This window comes from Winogradskyella thalassocola, from assembly GCF_900099995.1.
GTDB lineage: Bacteria > Bacteroidota > Bacteroidia > Flavobacteriales > Flavobacteriaceae > Winogradskyella > Winogradskyella thalassocola.
In genome coordinates this window covers 46,375-68,809 of sequence record NZ_FNCZ01000013.1, presented here as the reverse complement: position 1 = coordinate 68,809, position 22,435 = coordinate 46,375, and the positions used below count along the sequence as shown (strand labels likewise).

Below are 22,435 nucleotides of genomic sequence, written 5' to 3'. Positions count from 1 at the left end.
CATGAAAACAAAAATGATGAAATTTAAAGTTCTTTTTTTACTAACAATTATAGGTCTTGTAACCTGTAGTGTAAATGCACAACGTGGTGTAAGAATTGGTTACATTGACACTGAGTATATATTACAGAATGTACCAGAGTATAAAGAAGCATCTTCTCAGTTAGATAAGAAAGTGCAACAATGGAAAACTGAAATAGAAACGAAGTTAAATGCCATTGAACAAAAAAAGAAAGAGCTAGATAATGAAAGCGTTCTTTTAACAAAGGAATTATACGATGAGCGTTACGAGGATATCACTTTTGAAGAGGCTGAGGTTTTAGATTATCAACAAAAGCGTTTTGGACCTGAAGGTGATTTAATGATTCAAAAGCGTCAGTTAATAGAACCCATTCAAGATCAAATTTTTGCAGCAGTACAAGAAATTGCTGAGACTAAAAGTTATGATTTTGTTTTTGATAAATCAGCAGACGTTGTAATGTTGTATTCTGCAGAACGCTATGATATGAGCGAGCAGGTTTTAAGAACGATTACAAGAACATCGAAACGATCGCAAGCAAAAAGCAAGAAAGAGCGTCAGGAATTAGAAGACGAAGAAGTTGTACCAGTTGTAAGTGCCGATAAGGATGAACGTCAACAAGCTTTAGAAGATCGTAAGGCAAGCCGCGAGGAACAATTAGCAGCTAAACGTGAAGAACGTGAAAAAGCAGCTGAAGAAAGAAAACAAGCTCAGCAAGATTTAAGAGATGCTAAGAAAAAAGAAGCTGAAGAACGTCGTCAAAAAGTGATTGATGAGAGAAATGCAAGATCTGGATCTACTTCTAATGAGGCTAAAACTGTTGAAAGTGATAGCACAGCAAAAGCTAAGTCAATAGTAAAAGCAGATAGTGTAAAGGTTCAAGGCACAGTTAAAAAGGATTCAGTTAATTCTAAAATGCCGAAAACAGCTGCCGAAATAGCAGCCGAAGAACGTGCTCAAAAATTAAAAGATAGAGAAGCACGTCAGAAAGAATTAGAAGCTAGAAAACAGAAAATAATAGATCAACGTAAAAAAGCTCGCGAAGAGCGCGAAAGACAAGTTAAGAAGAACGATTCTATTGCGAAAGCAAAGAAAAACGAAGACAATAATTAATAATTTATAACACGTAATACAATTAAAAACAAATGAAACATTTTAAAACTTTATTATTTGCAGCAGTACTTTTTATCGGAGCTACAAGTTTTACATCTGCCCAAAGCAACGTTGCTCATATTAATAAGCAAGAATTAATTAAAGCGATGCCTGCATATACGCAAGCTCAAACTGAAATTGAGAAGCTGAGACAAACGTATCAAGCAACTTTTCAATCGTCTCTAAAAGAATTAGATGTTAAATTAAAGCAGTACGATTCTGAAGCTGAAACACAGACTGAGCAGACTAATATGGACCGTATGACTGAAGTTGAGGGTATCAAACAAAGTTTAGGTGAGTATCAGCAACAAGCTCAAAAAGATTTACAAGAGAAAGAATTTAATCTTTTAAAGCCTATTGTTGAAAAAGCAGATAATGCTATTAAAGCAGTAGCGAAAGCTCAAGGAATTCAGTATGTTGTAGATTCTGCAATGCTAATTGTAGCAGATGGCAAAGATCTTATGGCAGAAGTTAAGAAGCAATTGGGAATGTAATAGTCCTAATTAAATATGTATTTAAAAGTCGCTTATTTTTAAGCGACTTTTCTATTTTTGTAGTAATGCGTAACAAACCTATTGGCATATTTGATTCAGGAATTGGAGGTACTTCTATCTTTAAGGAGATTCATGCGCTATTGCCAAATGAAAGTTGTATTTATCTAGCAGACAGTAAAAATGCACCTTATGGTAATAGATCAGAAGATGAAATAATTCAATTGAGTATCAAGAATACTGAATTTCTTATTAATAAAGGTTGTAAAATAATTGTTGTTGCTTGTAATACGGCAACAACGAATGCCATAGAGTACTTAAGAAAAAACTATGATATTCCATTCATAGGCATAGAGCCTGCAATAAAACCTGCAGCCTTAAACACGCAAACTAAAGTCATTGGTATTTTAGCAACTAAAGGCACCCTTAGTAGTCATCTTTTTCATAAAACTACAGATTTATATTCTAAGGAAATTAAAATTATTGAGCAGGTTGGTGAAGGTATTGTGCCGTTAATTGAAACTGGTCAGTTAGATTCTGAAGCCATGCGCTCGCATTTAGAAACCTATTTAGAGCCCATGCTAAGGCAGAATATAGATTACTTGGTTCTGGGTTGCACGCATTACCCGTACCTCATTCCTATGCTTACTAAAATGCTTCCAGATAATGTAAAAATTATAGATTCTGGTAGAGCAGTAGCGAAACAGACCCAATCTGTATTAACGACATTAAACTTTCTTAATGATTCCATTGAAAAGCCAAGTATTCAATTGTTTTCAAATGGGGATATTACAGTTCTAAATTCAATTTTAGACTATAATTTTAATGTGTCTTATTTAGACTTTTAGTAAGGTTTTATTTCTAAATCGTACTAATGTACGCATGAAACTACTCTTTATTTATAATGCCAATTCAGGAAAATTAAACGCTTTATTTGATGCCGGACATAAACTTTTTAGTCCTGCAACCTATAAGTGTGCGTTATGTGCCTTAACCTATGAAACATTTTCTAAAAATAATCTTTGGAAGAATTTTAGAATTGAAAGTAATGTCGACATGGAATTTTATCACAAAGATGAGTTTGAAGCGAAATTCCCTAATATAAACATGATTTATCCAGCTATTTTAAAGCTCGAAGTATAGCAACTTTCAACAGTTTTAAACGCTGATGTTTTAAATGAAATTTCAAATATCGAAGACCTAATTGAGCGATTGAAGTTTCAACTTAAAAGTGATCTTATCTAGTCGTTATTCTTTAAACCAGCTGGAATATTCAACGTAATTGTTTGCAATCCTATCAATTTCTCCGGAGATTAACTCTTTACTAATCTCTTTAACTTTTTTGGCTGGTACTCCAGCATAGATACTGCCAGATTCTACTATAGTATTTTTGGTTACGACGGATCCAGCGGCAATAATACTATTACTTTCTATTATACAATCGTCCATAATAATACTTCCCATACCAACGAGTACATTATCTTTTATGGTGCAACCATGTACAATTGCATTATGTCCAATAGAGACATTATTACCAATGGTTGTGGGTGATTTTAGATAGGTAGCATGTATGACAGCTCCGTCTTGGATATTGACCTTGTTTCCCATTTTTATATAATGTACATCTCCTCTAATTACGGCATTAAACCATACACTACATTGTTTTCCTATAGTGACATCTCCTACGATAGTTGCATTTTCTGCGATGTAGCAATCCTCAGGAATTTGAGGCTGCTTTCCTCTAACCGATTTAATTATTGGCATAAATTATATTTTAGTGAGTTTTAGACCATTTTCGATCCTAAAGATAAAATGAAAATCCGTAGTAATCAGAATTTATGGAATAAAAAAAGAGCAGCACAAGTGCTACTCTTTAGTATTTTGTTATATAAGAAAATTATCTATATATCTTCAGCGTCTCTTAAACCTTGAATGTATTCAGCTTTCTGAATTTCTCTTCTTCTTTTAACAGAAGGTTTTGCGAAATAACGCTTCTCTCTTAAGTTTTGCATAATTTGCACATTTCTGTGTTTACGCTTGTAACGCTTAAGTGCACGTTCTATATTTTCTCCTTCTTTGATTTCGATTTTAATCATTATATCGATATATTTTTGTTAACTATTTCTTGCAAATGGTCGGCAAATATATGCTAACTATTTGAAAATAAAAAATTAATTCAATGTTTTAGAAATTTATTTTTAACCTAAGTATGTTTTTAAGATTTTACTCTTACTAGCATGTCTTAATCTTCTAATTCCTTTTTCTCTAATTTGTCTTACACGCTCACGAGTTAAATCGTAAATACTACCTATTTCTTCTAGGGTCATTGGTGGTTGATCTCCAATTCCGAAGTTTAAACGAATCACATCACTTTCCTTTTGAGTTAGTGTTTCTAGAGCACGTTCAACTTCTGTGTTTAAAGACTCTTTCATTAAAGCCATGTCAGGTCTTGGTGATTCACCAGAACTTACAACATCGTATAAACTGAATGTTTCTCCATCCTTTAATGGTGCATCCATTGATAAATGACGACCAGAATTTTTCATAGATTGTTTTACCTCACGAACACTAATGTCTAGCTCGCGTGCAATTTCATCTGCATTTGGTGGTCTTTGATTAATTTGCTCTAAATGAGAAAAAGCTTTATTAATCTTATTTATGGTACCAATTTTATTTAATGGTAGCCTAACAATACGAGATTGTTCTGCTAATGCTTGTAAAATAGCTTGTCTAATCCACCATACAGCATAAGAAATAAACTTAAAACCTCTAGTTTCATCAAAACGCTTAGCTGCTTTTACCAAACCAGCATTACCTTCATTTATTAAATCGGGTAACTTTAAACCTTGATTTTGGTATTGCTTTGCAACTGAAACAACGAACCTAAGGTTAGACGTTGTCAATTTATCTAATGCAGCCTGATCACCTTTTCGAATAAGCTGTGCTAGCTCGACTTCTTCATCTGCAGTAATCAACGGAATCTTACTTATATCCTGTAAATACTTATCTAACGATTTATCTTCTCTGTTAGTAACCTGCTTGGTGATTTTTAATTGCCTCATGTATCCTTTTGAAATTTAGTGAACCTTCAATGTAATCTAATTATTAAGAAAAGCAAATAAATGTGTAATTATTAACACAAATTGGCAAAAAATGCTTACTTTTTCAGTTCGTACATTAATTTTTAGTCGAATCCGTCTCTTTTTTAGTTTCAGTTTTTTTCTTTCCACCTAATAGTCCTCCTAGTATATTACCGACGCCTTCTTTAACTTTGTCTTCCGTTGTTTGTTTGGTTGTTTCTTCTTTTGTTGTGGTAGAATCTGTTTTAGTAGCGTTTGTGTTTCCTCCTAAAAGTCCACTTAGTAAATCATTAACTTTATCTTTTCCTTGACCAATTAATTTCTGTTTTTCAATTTCAACCAATTGTTTAGTTAAATTAGTAACTCCAGAGGTTAAATCTGTTTTAATATTAGGACTCGTAAATGTACCACCAATGTTTGCGGTTACAGGAACTGTTAGCTTATTGACTTCATTATCATTAATCTTACCGATTAAACGGTTGACTTCGCTACCTAAGTATTTTGCGGGTACTTGTAAAACCGCACTGTAGTTCATCGTATTTGAAAAACTATGAGAACCTGAAACTTCAATAGGAATGTCTTTATAATTAATTGTAAATGGTTTTACGGAAACACTACCATTCTCAAAAGTTAGATTCGTTTTAATGTCTTTTAAATCTAATTTACTAAAATCAATAAAATCTATTTTGCTATCTAAGCTAGTAAGCAAAGGACTATTACTTGTATCTACTTTATCTGTTAATATCTCAGCCAAAGCACTTCCAGACATCGTTGCTAGGTCTGGAGAAAAGCTTTCGTCTAAAAATCCGCTAATATCAATGGTAGAATTTAATTTTCCTTGTAACACTTTGGCAATTGGTGCTAAAGCTTTCAACATGTCTAAATCTTTAAAGGATTGTGATATGTCAAAGTTTTGCATTCCTAATTTCATATCGAAACTTGGTTTTGCAGATTTCGTAGATACATTACCAGATATTCCTAATTGACCATTAAAAATATCTGTGGTCATGTTTTTAAGACTAGCTGTTTGGTCTTTTATCACCAACTGCCCTTTTACATTTTTTAAATTCAGATTATCATAAATCACCGTTTTAGCGTTAGCCGTAATGGTGCAATCTAAAAATTCAGGAATCTTAAGGGATTCAGCTGCAGCTGTATTTTCACTTGTTTTAGTTGAAGTTTCTGTTGTTGTGTCTTCAGACATAAAATCTGAAAGGGCAAACGTATTAGAATTCAAATTGAAATTTCCTTCTAAGTTTTTATCGCTTAACATAAAACCTAATAAATTATTAATGGTTCCTGTAGCCGTGAAATCACTTTTACCTGTTTGGGCATCAAAACTATTTAAACTTACTGTACCTGGTTTAAAGGTTAAGTCTGCTTTATTAATTTGAATAGGATTTAAAATGTCATCAGAAGAAAATACAAAATTAGATAAAGATACACTTCCAACATTTTTAATACGTTGGTAGGCGTTGGTTTCAATAGCATCCATATCAAAAGAAGTGCTAACGTTTGCCTTTAAAATTCCACTTAGTTCATTTTCTAATTCAATAGGATAAGCTTTAGTGATGTTCGCTAAATTTAGAACACCATCTAATTTGGCCGCAATCAACATGTTTTTAGTGAGGTTTTTTATAGACGCTTCAGATTTAAAAATATCTTCATCTATTTGAAAATTCAGTTTGTTAATATTTACAAACGTATCATCTACATTGCCAGTCGTGTTTTTTATAGAAGCATCAATCGCAATATTTCGGACGCTTTTTGGCAGGTCAGGGAATTTGAATGATGCATTACTAGAATTTAGGTTAATATCTAAGGTCGGAATTGTTTCATCCGAAACCAATCCTTTTATAATACCATTAACCGTAAAGTTACCAGTAGTGCTTACATTTTCAATATCCTTAGCATAAGCCTTTGGGATTATTGCCAAGAAGTCTTTAAATGAAGCTTCAGGGTTTTTAAAAGTAATATCTATTTGTTGTCCGGCTTCAATCAACTGAATAAAACCATCAAATTCTAATGGTAGAGCATTGATGTATCCTTTATTTTCTTTAAACGTATATTTTTGTTGGTCTAAATCTAGATCTATAAGCGCGTCTAATTTAATACTGTTATTGCTTAAGTATTCTGTGCTATCCATAGCAAAGGTGACATTAGCTTCCGTGTTTGTGTCTAATTCAGATTTACCGCCAGAAAAGATACCTGTTCCTTTATGATTAATTTCAGTAAGATAAAAAGCCATGTTAGACGTGTCATCAATATAGGTGAACGCGCTATTATTAAGCTCGTAGTTGTCGATATCAAAACTAAAACCACTTGAGGTTTCTTTTTCTGCAGGTGCAGATTCCGTTTCGCTTTCTTTTACAATATCATAATTTACAGCACCTGTTTTATTGGTTTTTATAACCAAAAGTAGCTCGTTAGCTATTATTTCATTGATCTCAAGAGGTTCTTCTGTACCTTTTAATAATTGCATAATACCCATTTCAAAAGACAATGACTTTGCTGTAGCTAAGGTTTCGCCTGCAAAAGGAGCACGGTTAGTAATCTTTAAATTGTTAACATTTACTTCTGCCTTTGGAAAACTACTAATAAGACTCAGGCTTATATCGTCAAAAGTTAATTCGGCGTTTAGGTTTTCATCTGCATAGTTCTGAACAATAGTATCTATTTTAGATTCTAAAAAAAATGGTATCGCAATTAGTATCGCAATAAAAAAGAGTAAAATGATTCCAACAATTTTGAGGACTTTCTTCATAATTAGTATTTCTGGGTTTTAAATAGCTTCTTCGTTATATACGCAAAATTCCGTATAAAAGTTGCTAATGTCGGTAAGTTTAAGAAGATTTTAATGTTTTGTTTAGTCGTTATAATAAATTTATTTCCTCATTCAGTTTTAGCTTGAAACGCTTTCTAAATAAATACACTCCAAGATATAAGAATGGTGTGTCTAACAACGCGACTAAAACTTTGAAAATAAAGCCGCTTATGAGTAGTCCTGCGAAGTTATCCCAATCTATAATTCCGAATGTACACAGCAAAGATACAATGGTAAAGGTGTCTATAAATTGAGAAAACCATGTCGAGAAATTATTACGTAACCATAGGTGTTTCCCTTTAGTTAATCGTTTCCAAAAATGATAGATTTGAATATCTACAAACTGAGCAAATAAGTATGTAATCATACTCGCAAAAACAGCAAGCGACGTGTTTCCAAAGACTTTGTTAAACATGGTGTCATCAACATACGACCATTCTGTAGCAGGTACACTTGACGCTGTATAGATAATTAATAATGAAAATAGTGAAGCGAAAATACCAACAACCACAATGTCGTTAGCACGTTTTTTGCCATAAATCTCACTTATTAAATCTGTAATTAGAAATGTAATGGGATAAGGTAAGATGCCAACAGAAATCTCAAATAGTTTTGATCCAAAAATTTCAGCTTCAAAAGGATGCCAATAAAAGAACTTTTGAAATATTAAATTTGAAACGACTAGTGACGTGATAAAAAGTCCACCAAGTAAGAAGTAAATACGCTGGGCTAAAAGCTTGTCTTTTAATGACATTAAAAATGGTTAATAAATAGTTTCGGTAAAGCTAAAGTAATAAAATTTGTTTTAGTTAATTTGTTGCTTCGATGAAATTAACCAAAACCATTCATATAGCATTAGGGAGTAACAAAGGCAATAAATTGCAGTATTTGCAATCTGCTGTTGATGCTATTTTTGAACGTGTTGGTGCTGTTAAAAAGATTTCTAAAGTTTATAAAACACCAGCTTTTGGTTTTGAAGGTGACGATTTTTTTAATGCGTGCATAACGGTTGAAACAGAGCTGAAGCCTAAGAGAGTTCTTAAAGAACTTCAGACTATTGAAGTAGAGTTAGGTCGAAAATCTAAAGCAACCAAAGGTTATGAGTCTAGAGAGATAGATCTCGATATTTTATTTTTTGAAGATGAAATTCTTGAAGAAAAAACCTTAGTCATTCCGCATCCACAAATACAAAACCGTAAGTTTGTTTTACAGCCACTTATGGATATTGCAAAAGATATTAAGCATCCAAAGCTCGATAAATCTATTGAAAGGTTGTTGTCTGAATGTCATGATGATTCTGAAATAGAACACGTCAATATTTGGCTAAAAAACCCAAGAAAAGCATACACTTTTAACGATTACAATTACATCGCTATTGAAGGAAACATTGGAGCAGGAAAAACAAGTTTAGCAAATAAGATTTCTAACGATTTTAATGCTAAGTTGATTTTAGAGCGTTTTGCCGATAATCCGTTTTTACCAAAATTCTACAAAGAGCCAGAGCGTTATGCCTTTACATTAGAAATGTCATTTTTAGCAGATCGTTATCAGCAAATTAGTGACGATTTATCGCAACTCGATTTGTTTAAAGATTTTATGGTGAGTGATTACGACGTTTATAAATCTCTAATTTTCTCGAAAATCACCTTACCTGAAGACGAGTTTAGATTGTACCGAAAACTGTTCTATCAAGTTTATAAGGATATTGCGAAACCAGACTTGTATATTTATCTCTATCAAAATACAGAGCGTTTACAGGCCAACATAAAGAAAAGAGGACGTAATTACGAAAAAGACATCAAAGACGATTATCTCGAAAAAATTAATGCTGGTTATCTTGAATTTTTAAAAAGTCAGCAAGAGATGAATGTTAAGGTTATTGATATTTCGAATAAAGATTTTGTGAAGTCTCGTGCCGATTATCTATGGTTGTTAGGTGAGATTAATGAGTAAGCAGTAAACAGTGTTCAGTCTCAGAGCTTTAATCTCAGTCTCAGTTTTCAGTAGATTGAAGTTTTATTTGATAGCATTAAATATTCGTTTCGAAATAAATTGAAATAGTTACGATAAATCCTCTGTGAATCCCTGCGTCTTCTTTGTAGAGCTTCGTGGAATAATTTTAAAAAGTAGCGTAACAATTTTTCCTTTAGTGTCATCTAAAAAGATTTCGGATAATTTTCGTTCTTCAACAATTTTTAAATTGAAAGGAGCTTCCAATACATCAACACCACTATTTTTTTTGATTCTAATACCTTGTCCAGAAATAATGTCTTTATTAGGTACAAACTCTCCAAGAGGTAAATGTTCGGTGAGAATTACATATTTATAATTGGATAATTTTTCAACCACGTTTTGGATTTCAGCATTAGATAAATGTTGTAAAACTTGTCTCAAAATAACAACATCTGCTTTGGGAAGTTCGTCTTTCACAATATCTAGACACTGAAACTCTAAATGATCTTCTTTAAATAAGGCTTTATTTCGTTCAATGAGATTGTCGACAATATCTACAGCGATATAGTTTTTAGTGTGTTTGGTGAGTTGTTTTCCGATATTGAAATCACCACAACCTAAATCACAAACCGTTAGTGGATTGTTCTGCGATTTTAAAAACGTAGTGATACTATCAATATAAGGTTCAACGATTTTTAAATTATGAGAACCGTCACCTGAGTAAAAATCAAAATCGTTTCCACCCCAAAGATGCATGTCATAGACTTGTTGCATAGCGTCTTTTGTGGGCCAAGGTGTTTTTGATGTTTTAATCATATAATCAATAAAAATAGACTAATTAAGCTATAAACTATGCCCACAATGAATACTGGATAAAGTGACCATTTTATCTTTAAATTCTTGGTTAATTTTGAATTCCAAAGTAGTAAAAGACCAAGAATGTAAAATGGCACGCCATACCAAAACGAATAAGGGTTTGCTACAAATATTGCTGAAAAACAAGTGATTTGTTTTCCCCAACCAGACATTATTTCTTCAATATTTTTCTTCAATAGGGTTCGTTTAATTTAGAAAACAAATCCCAAACCACAACACCACAACTCACAGAAATATTTAAAGAGTGCTTAGTACCATATTGCGGAATTTCAATCACAACATCACTTGCGTCAACTACGTTTTGGTCAACACCTTTAACTTCGTTACCAAATACAAAGGCATATTTAGTATTTGGTTCAGGTATAAAATCATTGAGCATGGTTGCGTTTTCAGCTTGCTCGATAGAACAGATGTTTACGTTTTCAGATTTTAATTTTTTAATAATATCGATTGTGTTTTCTACATATTCCCAATCTACAGTTTCTGTACTTCCTAAAGCGGTTTTTCTAATGTCGTTATGAGGTGGTTGAGCAGTAATGCCGCAGAGATAAATTTTTTCAATTAAAAACGCATCACTCGTTCTAAACACAGATCCAATATTGTTGAGACTTCTAATATTATCTAGGATAATAATGATAGGCGTCTTTTTCGCTTCTTTAAATTCTGAAACTTCTAATCTGTCTAATTCTTCGTTTTTTAGTTTTCTCATCTTGGTTTCTTAAGAGACCTGTCAGGTTTTAAAACCTGACGGGTCTAGAATATAATTATCAACATCTGTAAATAACTTCTAGTTCTTCGGTTTCAATAAACCTCAAAATATAAGTAATTTAGCAAACTTGCAATTCTGAACATATTCAAGGCAAAAATAGAACTTAAAACTAGATTCCCATTGGCAAAATCCGCAAAAAAAGTAACACCGTTAATGAAGCAGTATAATGCCATCAAGCTTAAATATCCTGATGCACTATTATTATTTCGAGTTGGTGATTTTTACGAAACCTTTGGTAGCGATGCTATAAAAGCGTCTAAAATTTTAGATATCATTTTAACCAAACGTGGTGCTGGTAGCGAAAGTGAAATTGAATTAGCAGGTTTTCCGCATCATTCTTTAAATACGTATTTACCAAAATTAGTAAAGGCAGGTGAGCGTGTTGCCATTTGTGATCAGTTAGAAGATCCGAAGCAGACCAAGACCATTGTAAAACGTGGAGTTACAGAGTTGGTAACGCCAGGAGTTGCTTTTAATGATGATATTCTACATTCAAAATCTAATAACTTTTTAGCAGCGGTATATTTTGAAAAGCAACGCATTGGTGTGGCATTTTTAGATATTTCAACAGGCGAGTTTTTAACGTCTCAAGGCAATGCAGAATATATTGACAAGCTACTTCAGAATTTTAATCCAAGTGAAGTCTTAATTTCAAAACAAAGTCGAAAAGTATTTTCGGAAACCTTCGGAAATGATTTTCATACCTTTTATTTGGAAGATTGGGTGTTTCAAGCCGATTATGCACATGAAACATTAACCAAGCATTTCAATACGAAGACCTTAAAAGGGTTTGGAATTGAAGATTTGTATGAAGGGATTATCGCTTCGGGAGTCGTGCTTCACTATTTAGGAGAAACACGTCATAATAAGTTGGAGCATATTGCTACGATTTCGAGAATTGCAACGGATGATTATGTGTGGATGGATAAATTCACCATTCGTAATTTAGAATTGTATAATTCTACCAATGCCAATGCAGTGACGTTAATAAACGTGATTGATAAGACCATTTCAGCAATGGGAGGTCGCATGTTAAAACGTTGGTTAGCCTTGCCTCTAAAGCATGCTGAAAAAATAAAACAGCGTCATGAAGTGGTGAAGTATTTGTTAGAAAATGAATCTGTCCTTCAAAAGATTCAAGGTCAAATAAAACATATAGGAGACATTGAGCGGCTCATTTCAAAAATAGCTACGACAAAAGTGAGTCCGCGCGAAGTGATTCAACTTAAAAATTCATTAGAAGCTATTGTGCCTATAAAATCAATTGCTGAAACTTGTGAGAATGATGCTTTAAAAGTTTTAGGAGATAATTTACATCGCTGTGATTTATTGCGTGAAAAAATAAAGGAAACCTTAAACGAAGAAGCCCCTGTAAATATATTAAAAGGTAAATCTATTGCCGATGGATTTTCAGAAGAATTAGATGAATTAAGAGGTTTATCACAATCTGGAAAAACCTATTTAGATAATATGCTAAAGCGCGAAAGTGAGCGTACAGGTATTACCTCATTAAAGATAGCGTCAAATAACGTTTTTGGCTATTATATTGAAGTGCGAAATTCTCATAAAGATAAAGTTCCGGAAGAATGGATTCGTAAGCAAACTTTAGTGAATGCGGAACGCTATATTACAGAAGAGCTTAAAGAATATGAAGCAAAGATTTTAGGCGCAGAAGATCGGATTTCTACAATAGAGCAACAATTATTTGCTGAATTAGTCCAATGGATGCATCAGTTTATAATTTCGGTACAACAGAACGCGCAGTTAATAGGGCAATTAGATTGTTTGTGTGGTTTTGCAAGTTTAGCGAAAGCGAATAAATACACGTATCCACAAATTGACGATAGCTACGATTTAGAAATAAAAGATGGTCGCCATCCTGTAATAGAAAAACAATTACCAATCGGTGATCCTTATATTGCTAATGATTTGTTTCTAGATAGAGAGTCTCAGCAAATCATTATGATTACGGGACCAAACATGTCTGGTAAGTCGGCTATTTTAAGGCAAACAGCATTAATCGTGTTGTTAGCTCAAATTGGAAGTTTTGTGCCAGCCGGAGAAGCACGAATAGGTTTAGTAGATAAGATTTTTACGAGAGTAGGAGCGAGTGATAATATTTCGATGGGAGAATCTACCTTTATGGTAGAAATGAATGAGACGGCTTCTATTCTTAATAATATTTCTGACCGTAGTTTGGTACTTTTAGATGAAATAGGAAGAGGAACGAGTACTTATGATGGTATTTCTATTGCTTGGGCCATTAGCGAATACTTACACGAGCATCCTTCTAAGCCTAAAACACTTTTTGCGACACATTACCACGAGTTAAATGAAATGACAGAGACGTTTGGTCGTATTAAGAATTTCAATGTTGCTGTAAAGGAATTAAAAGATAATGTGCTTTTTGTTAGAAAGCTTGTTGAAGGAGGAAGTGAACATAGTTTTGGAATTCATGTGGCAAAAATGGCAGGAATGCCACAGCAAGTAATTAGACGTGCAAACAAGATTTTATCCAAATTAGAGAAGTCACATTCGAGTGAAGAGCTAACAGATAAGGTAAAAAATATAAAAGATGATTTACAATTAAGTTTCTTTAATTTGGATGATCCTTTATTGCTAGAAATTAAAGATGAAATTTTACACACTGATATTGATACGCTTACGCCGGTTGAAGCCTTGATGAAACTCAATGAAATTAAGCGAATGTTGATCAAGAAAAAGCAGGCTTAAAAAAAAATAAATTTATTTTCAAAAAAGGCTTTGCTTTTAAGATTTAAATTTTAAATTTGCATCCGCTTTCAGAGCGAATAGTTCTTTAAAAACTGCGAAAGTAGCTCAGGGGTAGAGCATCACCTTGCCAAGGTGGAGGTCGCGGGTTCAAATCCCGTCTTTCGCTCTATTCTTTAAAAATATACCAATTTGATTACAGTCTGTAATCAAGATGCTGAAGTGGTGGAATTGGTAGACACGTTGGACTTAAAATCCAATGTCCATTAGGACGTACGGGTTCAAGTCCCGTCTTCAGTACAGATGAAAAGTCGAAACGAAAGTTTCGACTTTTTTGTTTTAAAAATATACGGAAAGCTCGCTGACTCTTATATTATAAAAACAAAAATGCAGTCTCTTTTTTTTCTTAGTATGTTCTAGCTAAAAATTTACGAATCAAATCCGTTTCCTTTGTAAGCTTTTATATAGGTAGACTATTTGTTGTAACTATTCAATATGGTATTTAATCAATCTCTACGCTAAATATGAAATACATTCATATCGGATATCTAAAAGATGTGTCTCAAGAGTGGTCTAATGAGCCTAGTGCTTAACTTTTTTTTTGATTCGAGCAGAGGTCTAATATAAGTATTAAATTGCTTGTGAAACCTAAGTAATACAGACTTGTAGGGTGGTGTAAGACGACTATACAAGCTTGATAATTACCACTACATATATTGCTTCATCCGTTTATTTGGTTATATTAGAGCCTTAACACGCATGAACTTTGTTTTTAGTCTAAAAACAGATTCATCTTCTGTAGATTGTAACATAAATGAATTTAATTAAAAGTGTTTTTTACGTTTTATTAGTTGTTTTTACTTTACCATCTTATGCTCAGGAGATTCCTCCTATTCAAATATTTACACCACAAGATTATGGTGCTGAAGATCAAAATTGGGCAATAGACCAATCTGAGGACGACTATATATATGTTGCTAATAATAAGGGTTTATTAGAATACAATGGAGCGTCGTGGACACTTTATAATTCGCCTAATGCCGTAATTTTAAGATCAGTAAGAGTTGTACAAGAAAAGATTTATACAGGAGGTTACATGGATTTTGGTTTTTGGACTAAAAATGAACAAGGCAGATTGATATATGCCTCTTTAGTTAATGATCATAAGCTCTCAATAAAAGAAGATGAAGATTTTTGGGGAATTATTGCAATTGAGGGGTATGTGTTATTTCAGTCATTCGAAAGAATTTACATATATAATATAGTAGAAGATAGTTTTGATATTATAAGCTCTGATGCTAGAATTAATAAAATGTTTAACGTTAATGAAACTATTTATTTTCAAAAAACGGATTTAGGCATTTTTAAGATTGAAAATGGGGGGCAAACATTGGTTACTTCGGCAGAAATTATTAAAAATAAAGAATTGGTCAATATTTTTAAATCAGATTTAGGATTATTGTTATTGACCAAGGAAGATGGTTTTTATAGCTTAATCGATAACGAAGTAAAGCTTTGGAATGAAGATTTAAATACTCTATTGTTGGGTTTGAGTATATACAGTAGTGCTAAGTTAAATGATGATAGTTTTGTTTTAGGAACAATTGCTAATGGAATGTTACATGTAGATAAACACGGCAAATCGTTACTCAAAGTCAATCAGTCTTATGGATTAAGTAATAATACGGTGCTGTCTATAATGGATGATAGTTTTGGTAATATTTGGTTAGGTTTAGATAATGGCATAAACGTTATTAACCTTAATTCACCTTATAAAGTTTATACCGATAAACAAGGGATTTTAGGAACCGTATATGCTTCAGCAAAAACAGAAAACTATTTGTATTTAGGAACTAACCAAGGTTTGTTCTATAAACTACTAGAAACTAACGATAAATTTAAGTTTATTCAAGGTACAAAAGGACAGGTATGGAGTTTGGCGGTGGTGCAAGGGGATGTATTTTGTGGACATGATAAAGGTACGTATGTAATTAAAGGCACGAATGCGGAAGAAGTGTCGAGCGAAATAGGAACTTGGGTCGTTAAAGAAATTGATGGCAATCCTAATCTTTTGATTCAAGGTAATTACAAAGGTTTAAATGTTTTAGAACGTGTTGGGAGTGCATGGAGATTTAGGAATAAAATTGAGGGTTTCAATATTTCTTCTAGATATTTTGAATTTATTGATGCTCATGAATTGTTGGTGAATCATGAACATAAAGGGGTGTATAAAATAAAGATTGATGCTGATTTTCGTAAGATTATAGATTATAAGAAATTACCAATTAGCAGAGGGAAAAAATCGAGTATAACGACTTATAATAATAAAATTCTATATAGTTATAAAGAGGGAGTTTTTGGTTATGATGATGTTAATCATACATTTAAAAAAGATACAGTTTTAAGTGAACTGCTTAGTAATGATAAATACGTTTCTGGTAGACTTATTAGTGATGGTAATGGTAATAAACTTTGGGGGTTTTCTGATGAGGCTATTATTTATATAGAACCTGGTAAACTCTCTAGTGTGCCAAAGGTTAATACTATAGCGATTTCAAGTGAGGTTCGTAAAAGCAAATCTGCGTTTGAAAACATAAACGACTTATCTAATAACAACTATTTAATCGGTACAACTGAAGGGTATCTTATTATTGATTTAAATAAAATAGAGCATAAAGCTTTAGATATTAATTTAAATAGCATTGACTATGGTAGACATCCTGATAAATTAATGCCTTCGAATTTGGTTCAATCCAATGTGTTTAAAAATAAGAGTAATAATATTAGGTTTAAGTATAGTGTAACTAATTTTAGTAAGCTATCAGCTTCAAAATACCAATATAAGTTGATTGGTATTTATGATAATTGGAGTAGTTGGTCAATGAGTCCGGAAGTTTTTTTTAAAAACCTACCACATGGTGATTATAAATTTGAGGCTAGAGCAATGACCGATGGTATTCTTTCTAATAATGTGTTGTCTTATAGCTTTTCGATAGAGAAGCCATGGTATCTCAAACCATTGGCTATAGTCTCTTATTTTGTTTTTGCTCTATTCTTTATATATGTACTGTACTATTTTAACAAAAAGCACTACAAAAAACAACAACAAAAGCTTATTGATAATAAAGAAAGGGAATTAAGGTTAGAGCAATTAGAAAACCAGCGTCAATTAATACAGGTTAAAAACAAAAACTTACAACAGAATATTGAAAACAAAAATAGAGAGCTTGGTATGGCAACCATGAATTTGGTTAAGCGAAATGAATTGTTAAACAATATAAAGGGTGAATTATCAAAGAGTAAAACACTAAGTGAAGTTGGTAAAGTAGTTAAGCTTATAAATTCAAGTATAAATGATACTAATGATTGGGAGTTGTTTGAAGAAGCGTTCAATAATGTCGATAAAGATTTTATGAAGAAAATAAAATCAATTCATCCATCTATAACTCCAAATGACTTAAGGTTGTGTGCTTACTTAAGGTTAAACCTATCTTCCAAGGAAATTGCTCCACTTCTTAATATATCTCATAAAAGTGTTGAAGTAAGGCGCTATCGTTTGCGTAAAAAAATGGGATTAGAACATGAGCAGAGTCTATCCAACTATATAATTGAGTTATAGCACCTATACATCTCATTTTTCCTCCCATACATTACCTATACAAAGCGAATTTTTATGACTTTCTTAACGAGTCTTGAGTGATATGTTAAGTTAAAGTTAATTTCGAGAATTACATAATATAAAGGGGTGTTCTATGCTTTTTTGGCAAAATTTGATATTTCTTTTTGCATTGTATGTTTTTTGTATAGCCTGTTTTTAAGGAATCGTAATTTTTATTTTCTAATATTACATATCTAATAAATAAATTATGAAAATAAAACTTTTGACGCTCATTTCCTTCATCTTTACAATGGCAGTGTTTGGGCAAAATGTAGATGTTACTGGAACGGTTACTGAAGCTTCTTCAGGGCAACCTTTGCCAGGTGTTAATGTAATCCTTAAAAATACAGCAACAGGGACAGCAACAGATTTTGATGGTAATTTTACTCTAAAGGGAGTGCCATTAAATTCAGTAGTGGTTATATCCTATATAGGTTTTGTAAGTCAAGAGATTACTATTGTAAACAGTGAACCCTTAAATATTTTGTTAGCGGAAGATGCAGAATCTTTAAGTGAAGTTGTAGTTATTGGTTATGGAACGCAAAAGGTTACTAATGTTTCTGGTGCTATTTCTACCGTGAAATCGGAATCTATTGAAAACTTAAAACCGTTAAGAGTAGAAGAAGCGCTTCAAGGTAACGCCTCTGGTGTCTCGGTTATTCAAAGTGGTTCTCCAGGAAGTAAGCCTACTGTATTAGTTCGTGGTATTCCGTCGTTTACAGGAACAGATCCTGTTGTTATTATAGATGGTGTGCCTCAGAGTTTGGATGATTTAAATTCAATCAATTCAGCAGATATACAATCTTTAAGTATTTTAAAAGATGCTGCTTCTACGGCTATTTACGGTGTAAAGGGTGGTAACGGTGTTATTGTAGTAACGACTAAAGGAGGTAGAAATAATGAAAAAGCAGAGTTCTCATTTAATACTTACACAGGTTTTCAGTCGGTTGATAGAAAAATAGGTTTATTAAACGCTTCGGAATATGCTGCAATGATTAATGAAGGTAGCGTAACATCTGGTGGCGATTTAATATTTCCGAACCTTTCGACTTTAGGAACTGGGACAGATTGGCAAGATGAAATCTTTAAAGATGCTAAGGTAACATCATACACACTTTCTGCTAGAGGTGGAACAGAGAAATTAGGTTACTTTTTATCTACAGGTTATTTAAGCCAAGGTGGTATTGTAGGTGGTGATGATAAATCTAATTTTAATAGATTAAATTTTACGGCGAATATAGATTTTCAATTAACTTCTAAATTGAAATTTATCCTTAATACTAGTTATGCTAATATTAAAGGTAAATCTATCGCAGAGAATTCATTTAACTCAATTCTTGGTAATGCTATAAATTTTGATCCAACAGTATCTCCTTATAATACAGATTCAAATGATTTTGCGACTTATGGATATAGTAATTTATTATTGTCTGAAATATTTAATCCTGTTCAGAGATTAGAGAATACTTATAATGAAAACAACGGAAATAAGTTATATGGTAAATTTGAGTTACAATATGATGTTTTAGATAATCTTAAAGTAACGTCTCGTTTTGGTTACACCAAATGGGATCAAGTAAGTAAAAGCTTTTCTCCATTAGCTTATTACGGACCAAATAATGTTTCTAGTGATTATAATGCTGATGGCACAGTTAAAACACAAGAAGTAGATAATGGTGACGGTACAACAAGTATCATTCCTTCATTTCATAATAGTGTTTCAGAAAGTACAGTATCTAATTTTAATTACACTTTTGAAACATTTGCGAGCTACGGGTTTAACTTAAACGAGAAACATAATTTCGATGTTGTTTTAGGTATCTCTACAAGTAAATCTACTGGTTATGGCTTTGGTGCTTCCAGACAAGATGTTAGAGATAATTCTTGGGCTTGGGCAGATATTAGTAGTGCTACAGGTATAAATACGGAACTAAACCTAAATGCATATACTGGTTATAGCTATCAAAACTTAGAACGTAGAAATGTGTCTTACTTTAGTAGAGTTAATTACGATTATGAAGGGACATATTTAGCATCGTTCTCTGCAAGACGTGATGGCTCAATAGCTTTTGGTGACGATAATAAGTTTGCAAACTTTTTTGCAGGTTCTCTAGGTTGGGTAGTGAGTAATGAAGATTTTTTCGATGTTGAAGCTATAAATTTCTTAAAAATTAGAGGAAGTTATGGTACGGTTGGTAATGAAAATGTAAGTCCTCAATACGTAAGTATCACTGTTGGTGGTCCAAGTTATAATTCTACAGCTAATAGTAATGGATATACATTTGGAAATGAGTTTGTTTCAGGAGCCACTGTAAATTCATTTAGTAATACAACTTTAAGTTGGGAAAAACAGACACAATATAACATTGGTTTTGATACTTCTATTTTTGATAGTAGTTTGACTCTAACGTTTGATTACTTTAATAAATCTGTTGAGGGATTATTATTTACAGATGCACCACCACTTTACGCTGGTACATCAGAACCTGTAACATCTAATATTGGTAGTACTGAAAGTAAAGGTATTGACTTAACGTTGGGTTATAGAAAAAATATTACTCAAGATCTTAATTTTAATACGTCGTTCACTTTTACAACGTCTAAAAACGAAGTTACGGCTACAAATAGCGATGGTACTGCATTTGTGGCAGGTGGTAGTTATTTTAACGGTCAGTCACAAAATGCAACACGTTTTGAAAAAGGTTTCACACCAGGTTATTTCTATGGCTTTGAAACTAATGGTTTATTTCAAAATCAAGATGAAATTGATGCACATGCTACTCAAGTTGGAGCGCTGCCAGGAGATATTCGTTTTGTAGATACTAATAATGATGGTGTTATTAATGATGACGATAAAACGGATATTGGAGATCCATTCCCAACATTTACTATCGGTTGGAATTTAGGTCTTGAATACAAAAATTTTGATCTAAGTATGTTTACATATGCATCTGTAGGTAATGATATATACAGAGCTTATGAGCGTAATGCACAGTTTACTAATAAAGATAGAAGTATTTTAAATAGATGGACTGGTGAGGGAACAACGAATGATGCAAACAGTCCACGTTATACATTTGCGGATACAAATAGTAATATTAGACCATCAGATAGATATGTGGAAGATGGAAGTTTTATAAAAATTAAAAGTTTGATTTTAGGTTACACATTACCAGAGAGTATGAGTACATTCTTTAGTAAAGTCCGTGTATATGCTCAAGCTAAAAACTTATTAACGCTTACAGAATATACAGGTTACGATCCAGAAATTGCTGGAGGAATTTTAGATACAGGTATAGATAGAGGGGCTTATCCACAAGCAAGAACATTCTTAGTTGGTTTAGACCTTAAATTTTAACATCCAAAATAAATTAGTATGAAAAATATAAAAAATAGTATTGGGTTAGTCATCATACTTTCAATCTTTATGGGTTGTTCAGATGTGGTAGATTTTGATCCGCATGACGAGTATCAGGTCACAGAAATTGATTACTTACAAACGGAATCAGATTATCGAACCATGGCAGTAAGTTGTTATACACCTACACAATGGTTAAACCAAGTCATCGTTCTTGGCGATGTTGCTTCAGATAATTCTGTGGCAGGTGGTGAGAATGCTTCCGATGTTGTTTCTTTTCAACAAATAGATGATTACAACATATTGACTAATAATAGTGTGCTTCAAGATTTATGGCTATCGGCTTACGAAGGCGTTAATAGAACAAACTACTTAATCGATTATAGAGACGTTAACCTTTTGGGTAGTACAATAAATTTTGCAGGTAAAGACGAACTTTATGGTGAGATACACTTTTTAAGAGCTTTTTATTACTTTAATTTAGTGAAAATGTTCGGTGATGTGGTATTGTTTACAGATCATAAATTAGGACTTTCAGATTTTGGAACCTTACAAAGATCTCCTAAAGAAGAAGTTTATGCTCAAATCGAAACAGACTTACTTCAGGCTATTAGTGATTTACCAACAGCACAATCTCAGCAAGGTAGAATTACAAAATATGCTGCTCAGGCATTATTAGGAAAAGTGTATTTATATCAAGAAAAATTTGATGAAGCAGTTCCGGTTCTACAAAGTGTAGTGGATGGACCTTTTAGTTTGGTAGAAAATTTTGATGATATCTTTTTATTGGAAGGTGAAAACGGTCCAGAGTCGGTTTACGAAGTTCAATATTCTAATGGTCAACCTTACTATAATTGGGGAGGTCAAACAAGAGGTCAAGGAAACTATGCTGTACAGCAATGTGGAGTTAGAGGATTTAATGGTACGGCAGATATGCCTTTTAATTCAGGTTGGAGTACCAATTTACCAACTCAAGATTTAGCGGCAGCATACGAAGATGGAGATCAAAGAAAAGACGCTACAACTTTCGATGTAGAAGCTTATGCTAATAATAATCCTGCCTTAAACGTAACATATCAAGCTGCGCCTTTTAAAAATACAGGTTTATATAATAAAAAGTATTTGCCAAGAAAAGGACAAACAAGTGGACAAGTTGAATTGAATTACGAAAACAATCAACGTACTATCCGTTATTCAGAAGTATTGTTAATGGCGGCAGAAGCCAATTTAAGAGCCTCATCAGTTAACCAAGCATTGGCACAAACCTATTTAGATAGAGTACGTGATAGAGCTTTTGGTGACCAAGATCATAGAGTGACAGCTACTGTGCAGGCCATATGGGATGAAAGACGTTTAGAGCTAGGTATGGAAGGCGATCGTTTTTTCGATTTAGTTAGAACAGGACAAGCGACTAGTGTTTTAAGCAGTAGAGGTTATAATTCGGCAACAAAAGGACTTTTTCCAATTCCTCAGAGAGAAAGAGATATTTCTGGTTTGTCTCAAAACGATGGATATTAAAAAAATAATT

General features: G+C 32.8%; 16 protein-coding genes and 2 tRNA genes. 11 read left to right on the top strand and 7 right to left on the bottom strand.

The window, feature by feature from the left end:
- The first annotated feature begins 1 nt into the window (after window position 1).
- From BLT80_RS19190 to BLT80_RS19175, 4 genes are all read left to right on the top strand, one after another.
- A complete protein-coding gene (locus BLT80_RS19190; protein ID WP_245710305.1) occupies window positions 2–1,129 on the top strand; it encodes an OmpH/Skp family outer membrane protein in 1,128 nt (375 codons plus the stop codon).
- 32 nt (window positions 1,130–1,161) lie between these two features.
- Window positions 1,162–1,662: an OmpH/Skp family outer membrane protein gene (locus BLT80_RS19185; protein WP_092471044.1), complete on the top strand. Its 501-nt coding sequence runs from the start codon at window positions 1,162–1,164 to the stop codon at window positions 1,660–1,662.
- A 65-nt stretch (window positions 1,663–1,727) separates the two neighbouring features.
- Window positions 1,728–2,507, top strand: a complete 780-nt coding sequence (gene murI, locus BLT80_RS19180) for a glutamate racemase (protein WP_092471042.1) — start codon at window positions 1,728–1,730, stop codon at window positions 2,505–2,507.
- 34 nt (window positions 2,508–2,541) lie between these two features.
- Window positions 2,542–2,802, top strand: coding sequence for a GTPase (locus BLT80_RS19175; RefSeq protein ID WP_217630769.1), 261 nt, complete (start codon window positions 2,542–2,544; stop codon window positions 2,800–2,802).
- A gap of 105 nt (window positions 2,803–2,907) precedes the next feature.
- Here BLT80_RS19175 and BLT80_RS19170 read toward each other — a convergent pair whose 3' ends face one another.
- The 5 genes from BLT80_RS19170 to BLT80_RS19150 form a co-directional block, all read right to left on the bottom strand.
- On the bottom strand, window positions 2,908–3,423 hold the full coding sequence (locus tag BLT80_RS19170) for a gamma carbonic anhydrase family protein (RefSeq protein ID WP_092471040.1): 516 nt from the start codon (window positions 3,421–3,423) through the stop codon (window positions 2,908–2,910).
- A 137-nt stretch (window positions 3,424–3,560) separates the two neighbouring features.
- Window positions 3,561–3,755, bottom strand: coding sequence for a 30S ribosomal protein S21 (gene rpsU, locus BLT80_RS19165; protein WP_092471038.1), 195 nt, complete (start codon window positions 3,753–3,755; stop codon window positions 3,561–3,563).
- A 102-nt stretch (window positions 3,756–3,857) separates the two neighbouring features.
- A complete protein-coding gene (locus tag BLT80_RS19160) occupies window positions 3,858–4,721 on the bottom strand; it encodes a sigma-70 family RNA polymerase sigma factor (RefSeq protein WP_020895558.1) in 864 nt (287 codons plus the stop codon).
- 115 nt (window positions 4,722–4,836) lie between these two features.
- On the bottom strand, window positions 4,837–7,503 hold the full coding sequence (locus BLT80_RS19155; protein WP_092471036.1) for an AsmA-like C-terminal region-containing protein: 2,667 nt from the start codon (window positions 7,501–7,503) through the stop codon (window positions 4,837–4,839).
- Between the two features lie 109 nt (window positions 7,504–7,612).
- Window positions 7,613–8,317, bottom strand: coding sequence for a queuosine precursor transporter (locus BLT80_RS19150; RefSeq protein WP_092471034.1), 705 nt, complete (start codon window positions 8,315–8,317; stop codon window positions 7,613–7,615).
- A 71-nt stretch (window positions 8,318–8,388) separates the two neighbouring features.
- Here BLT80_RS19150 and folK point away from each other — a divergent pair, with 71 nt between their 5' ends.
- Window positions 8,389–9,516: a 2-amino-4-hydroxy-6-hydroxymethyldihydropteridine diphosphokinase gene (folK, locus tag BLT80_RS19145; protein ID WP_092471032.1), complete on the top strand. Its 1,128-nt coding sequence runs from the start codon at window positions 8,389–8,391 to the stop codon at window positions 9,514–9,516.
- Between the two features lie 108 nt (window positions 9,517–9,624).
- Here the strand turns inward: folK and BLT80_RS19140 are convergent, their stop codons facing one another.
- Together BLT80_RS19140 and BLT80_RS19130 are read right to left on the bottom strand one after the other, a co-directional pair.
- On the bottom strand, window positions 9,625–10,332 hold the full coding sequence (locus tag BLT80_RS19140; RefSeq protein WP_092471030.1) for a class I SAM-dependent methyltransferase: 708 nt from the start codon (window positions 10,330–10,332) through the stop codon (window positions 9,625–9,627).
- Window positions 10,333–10,564: 232 nt separating this feature from the next.
- Window positions 10,565–11,101, bottom strand: coding sequence for an RNA methyltransferase (locus BLT80_RS19130; protein WP_092471026.1), 537 nt, complete (start codon window positions 11,099–11,101; stop codon window positions 10,565–10,567).
- A 180-nt stretch (window positions 11,102–11,281) separates the two neighbouring features.
- Here BLT80_RS19130 and mutS point away from each other — a divergent pair, with 180 nt between their 5' ends.
- The 6 genes from mutS (at window position 11,282) to BLT80_RS19100 (ending at window position 22,425) form a co-directional block, all read left to right on the top strand.
- A complete protein-coding gene (gene mutS, locus BLT80_RS19125; protein WP_092471024.1) occupies window positions 11,282–13,894 on the top strand; it encodes a DNA mismatch repair protein MutS in 2,613 nt (870 codons plus the stop codon).
- Between the two features lie 94 nt (window positions 13,895–13,988).
- Window positions 13,989–14,060, top strand: a tRNA-Gly gene (locus BLT80_RS19120).
- Window positions 14,061–14,107: 47 nt separating this feature from the next.
- Window positions 14,108–14,191 (top strand) — tRNA-Leu (locus BLT80_RS19115).
- Between the two features lie 514 nt (window positions 14,192–14,705).
- Entirely contained in the window at window positions 14,706–17,510 is a 2,805-nt protein-coding gene (locus BLT80_RS19110) for a helix-turn-helix and ligand-binding sensor domain-containing protein (protein ID WP_092471022.1), read from the top strand.
- 247 nt (window positions 17,511–17,757) lie between these two features.
- On the top strand, window positions 17,758–20,907 hold the full coding sequence (locus BLT80_RS19105; RefSeq protein WP_092471021.1) for a SusC/RagA family TonB-linked outer membrane protein: 3,150 nt from the start codon (window positions 17,758–17,760) through the stop codon (window positions 20,905–20,907).
- Window positions 20,908–20,925: 18 nt separating this feature from the next.
- Window positions 20,926–22,425 carry a RagB/SusD family nutrient uptake outer membrane protein gene (locus tag BLT80_RS19100; RefSeq protein ID WP_092471020.1) on the top strand — a complete coding sequence of 500 codons (1,500 nt, stop codon included), beginning with the start codon at window positions 20,926–20,928 and terminating at the stop codon, window positions 22,423–22,425.
- Window positions 22,426–22,435 lie beyond the last annotated feature (10 nt).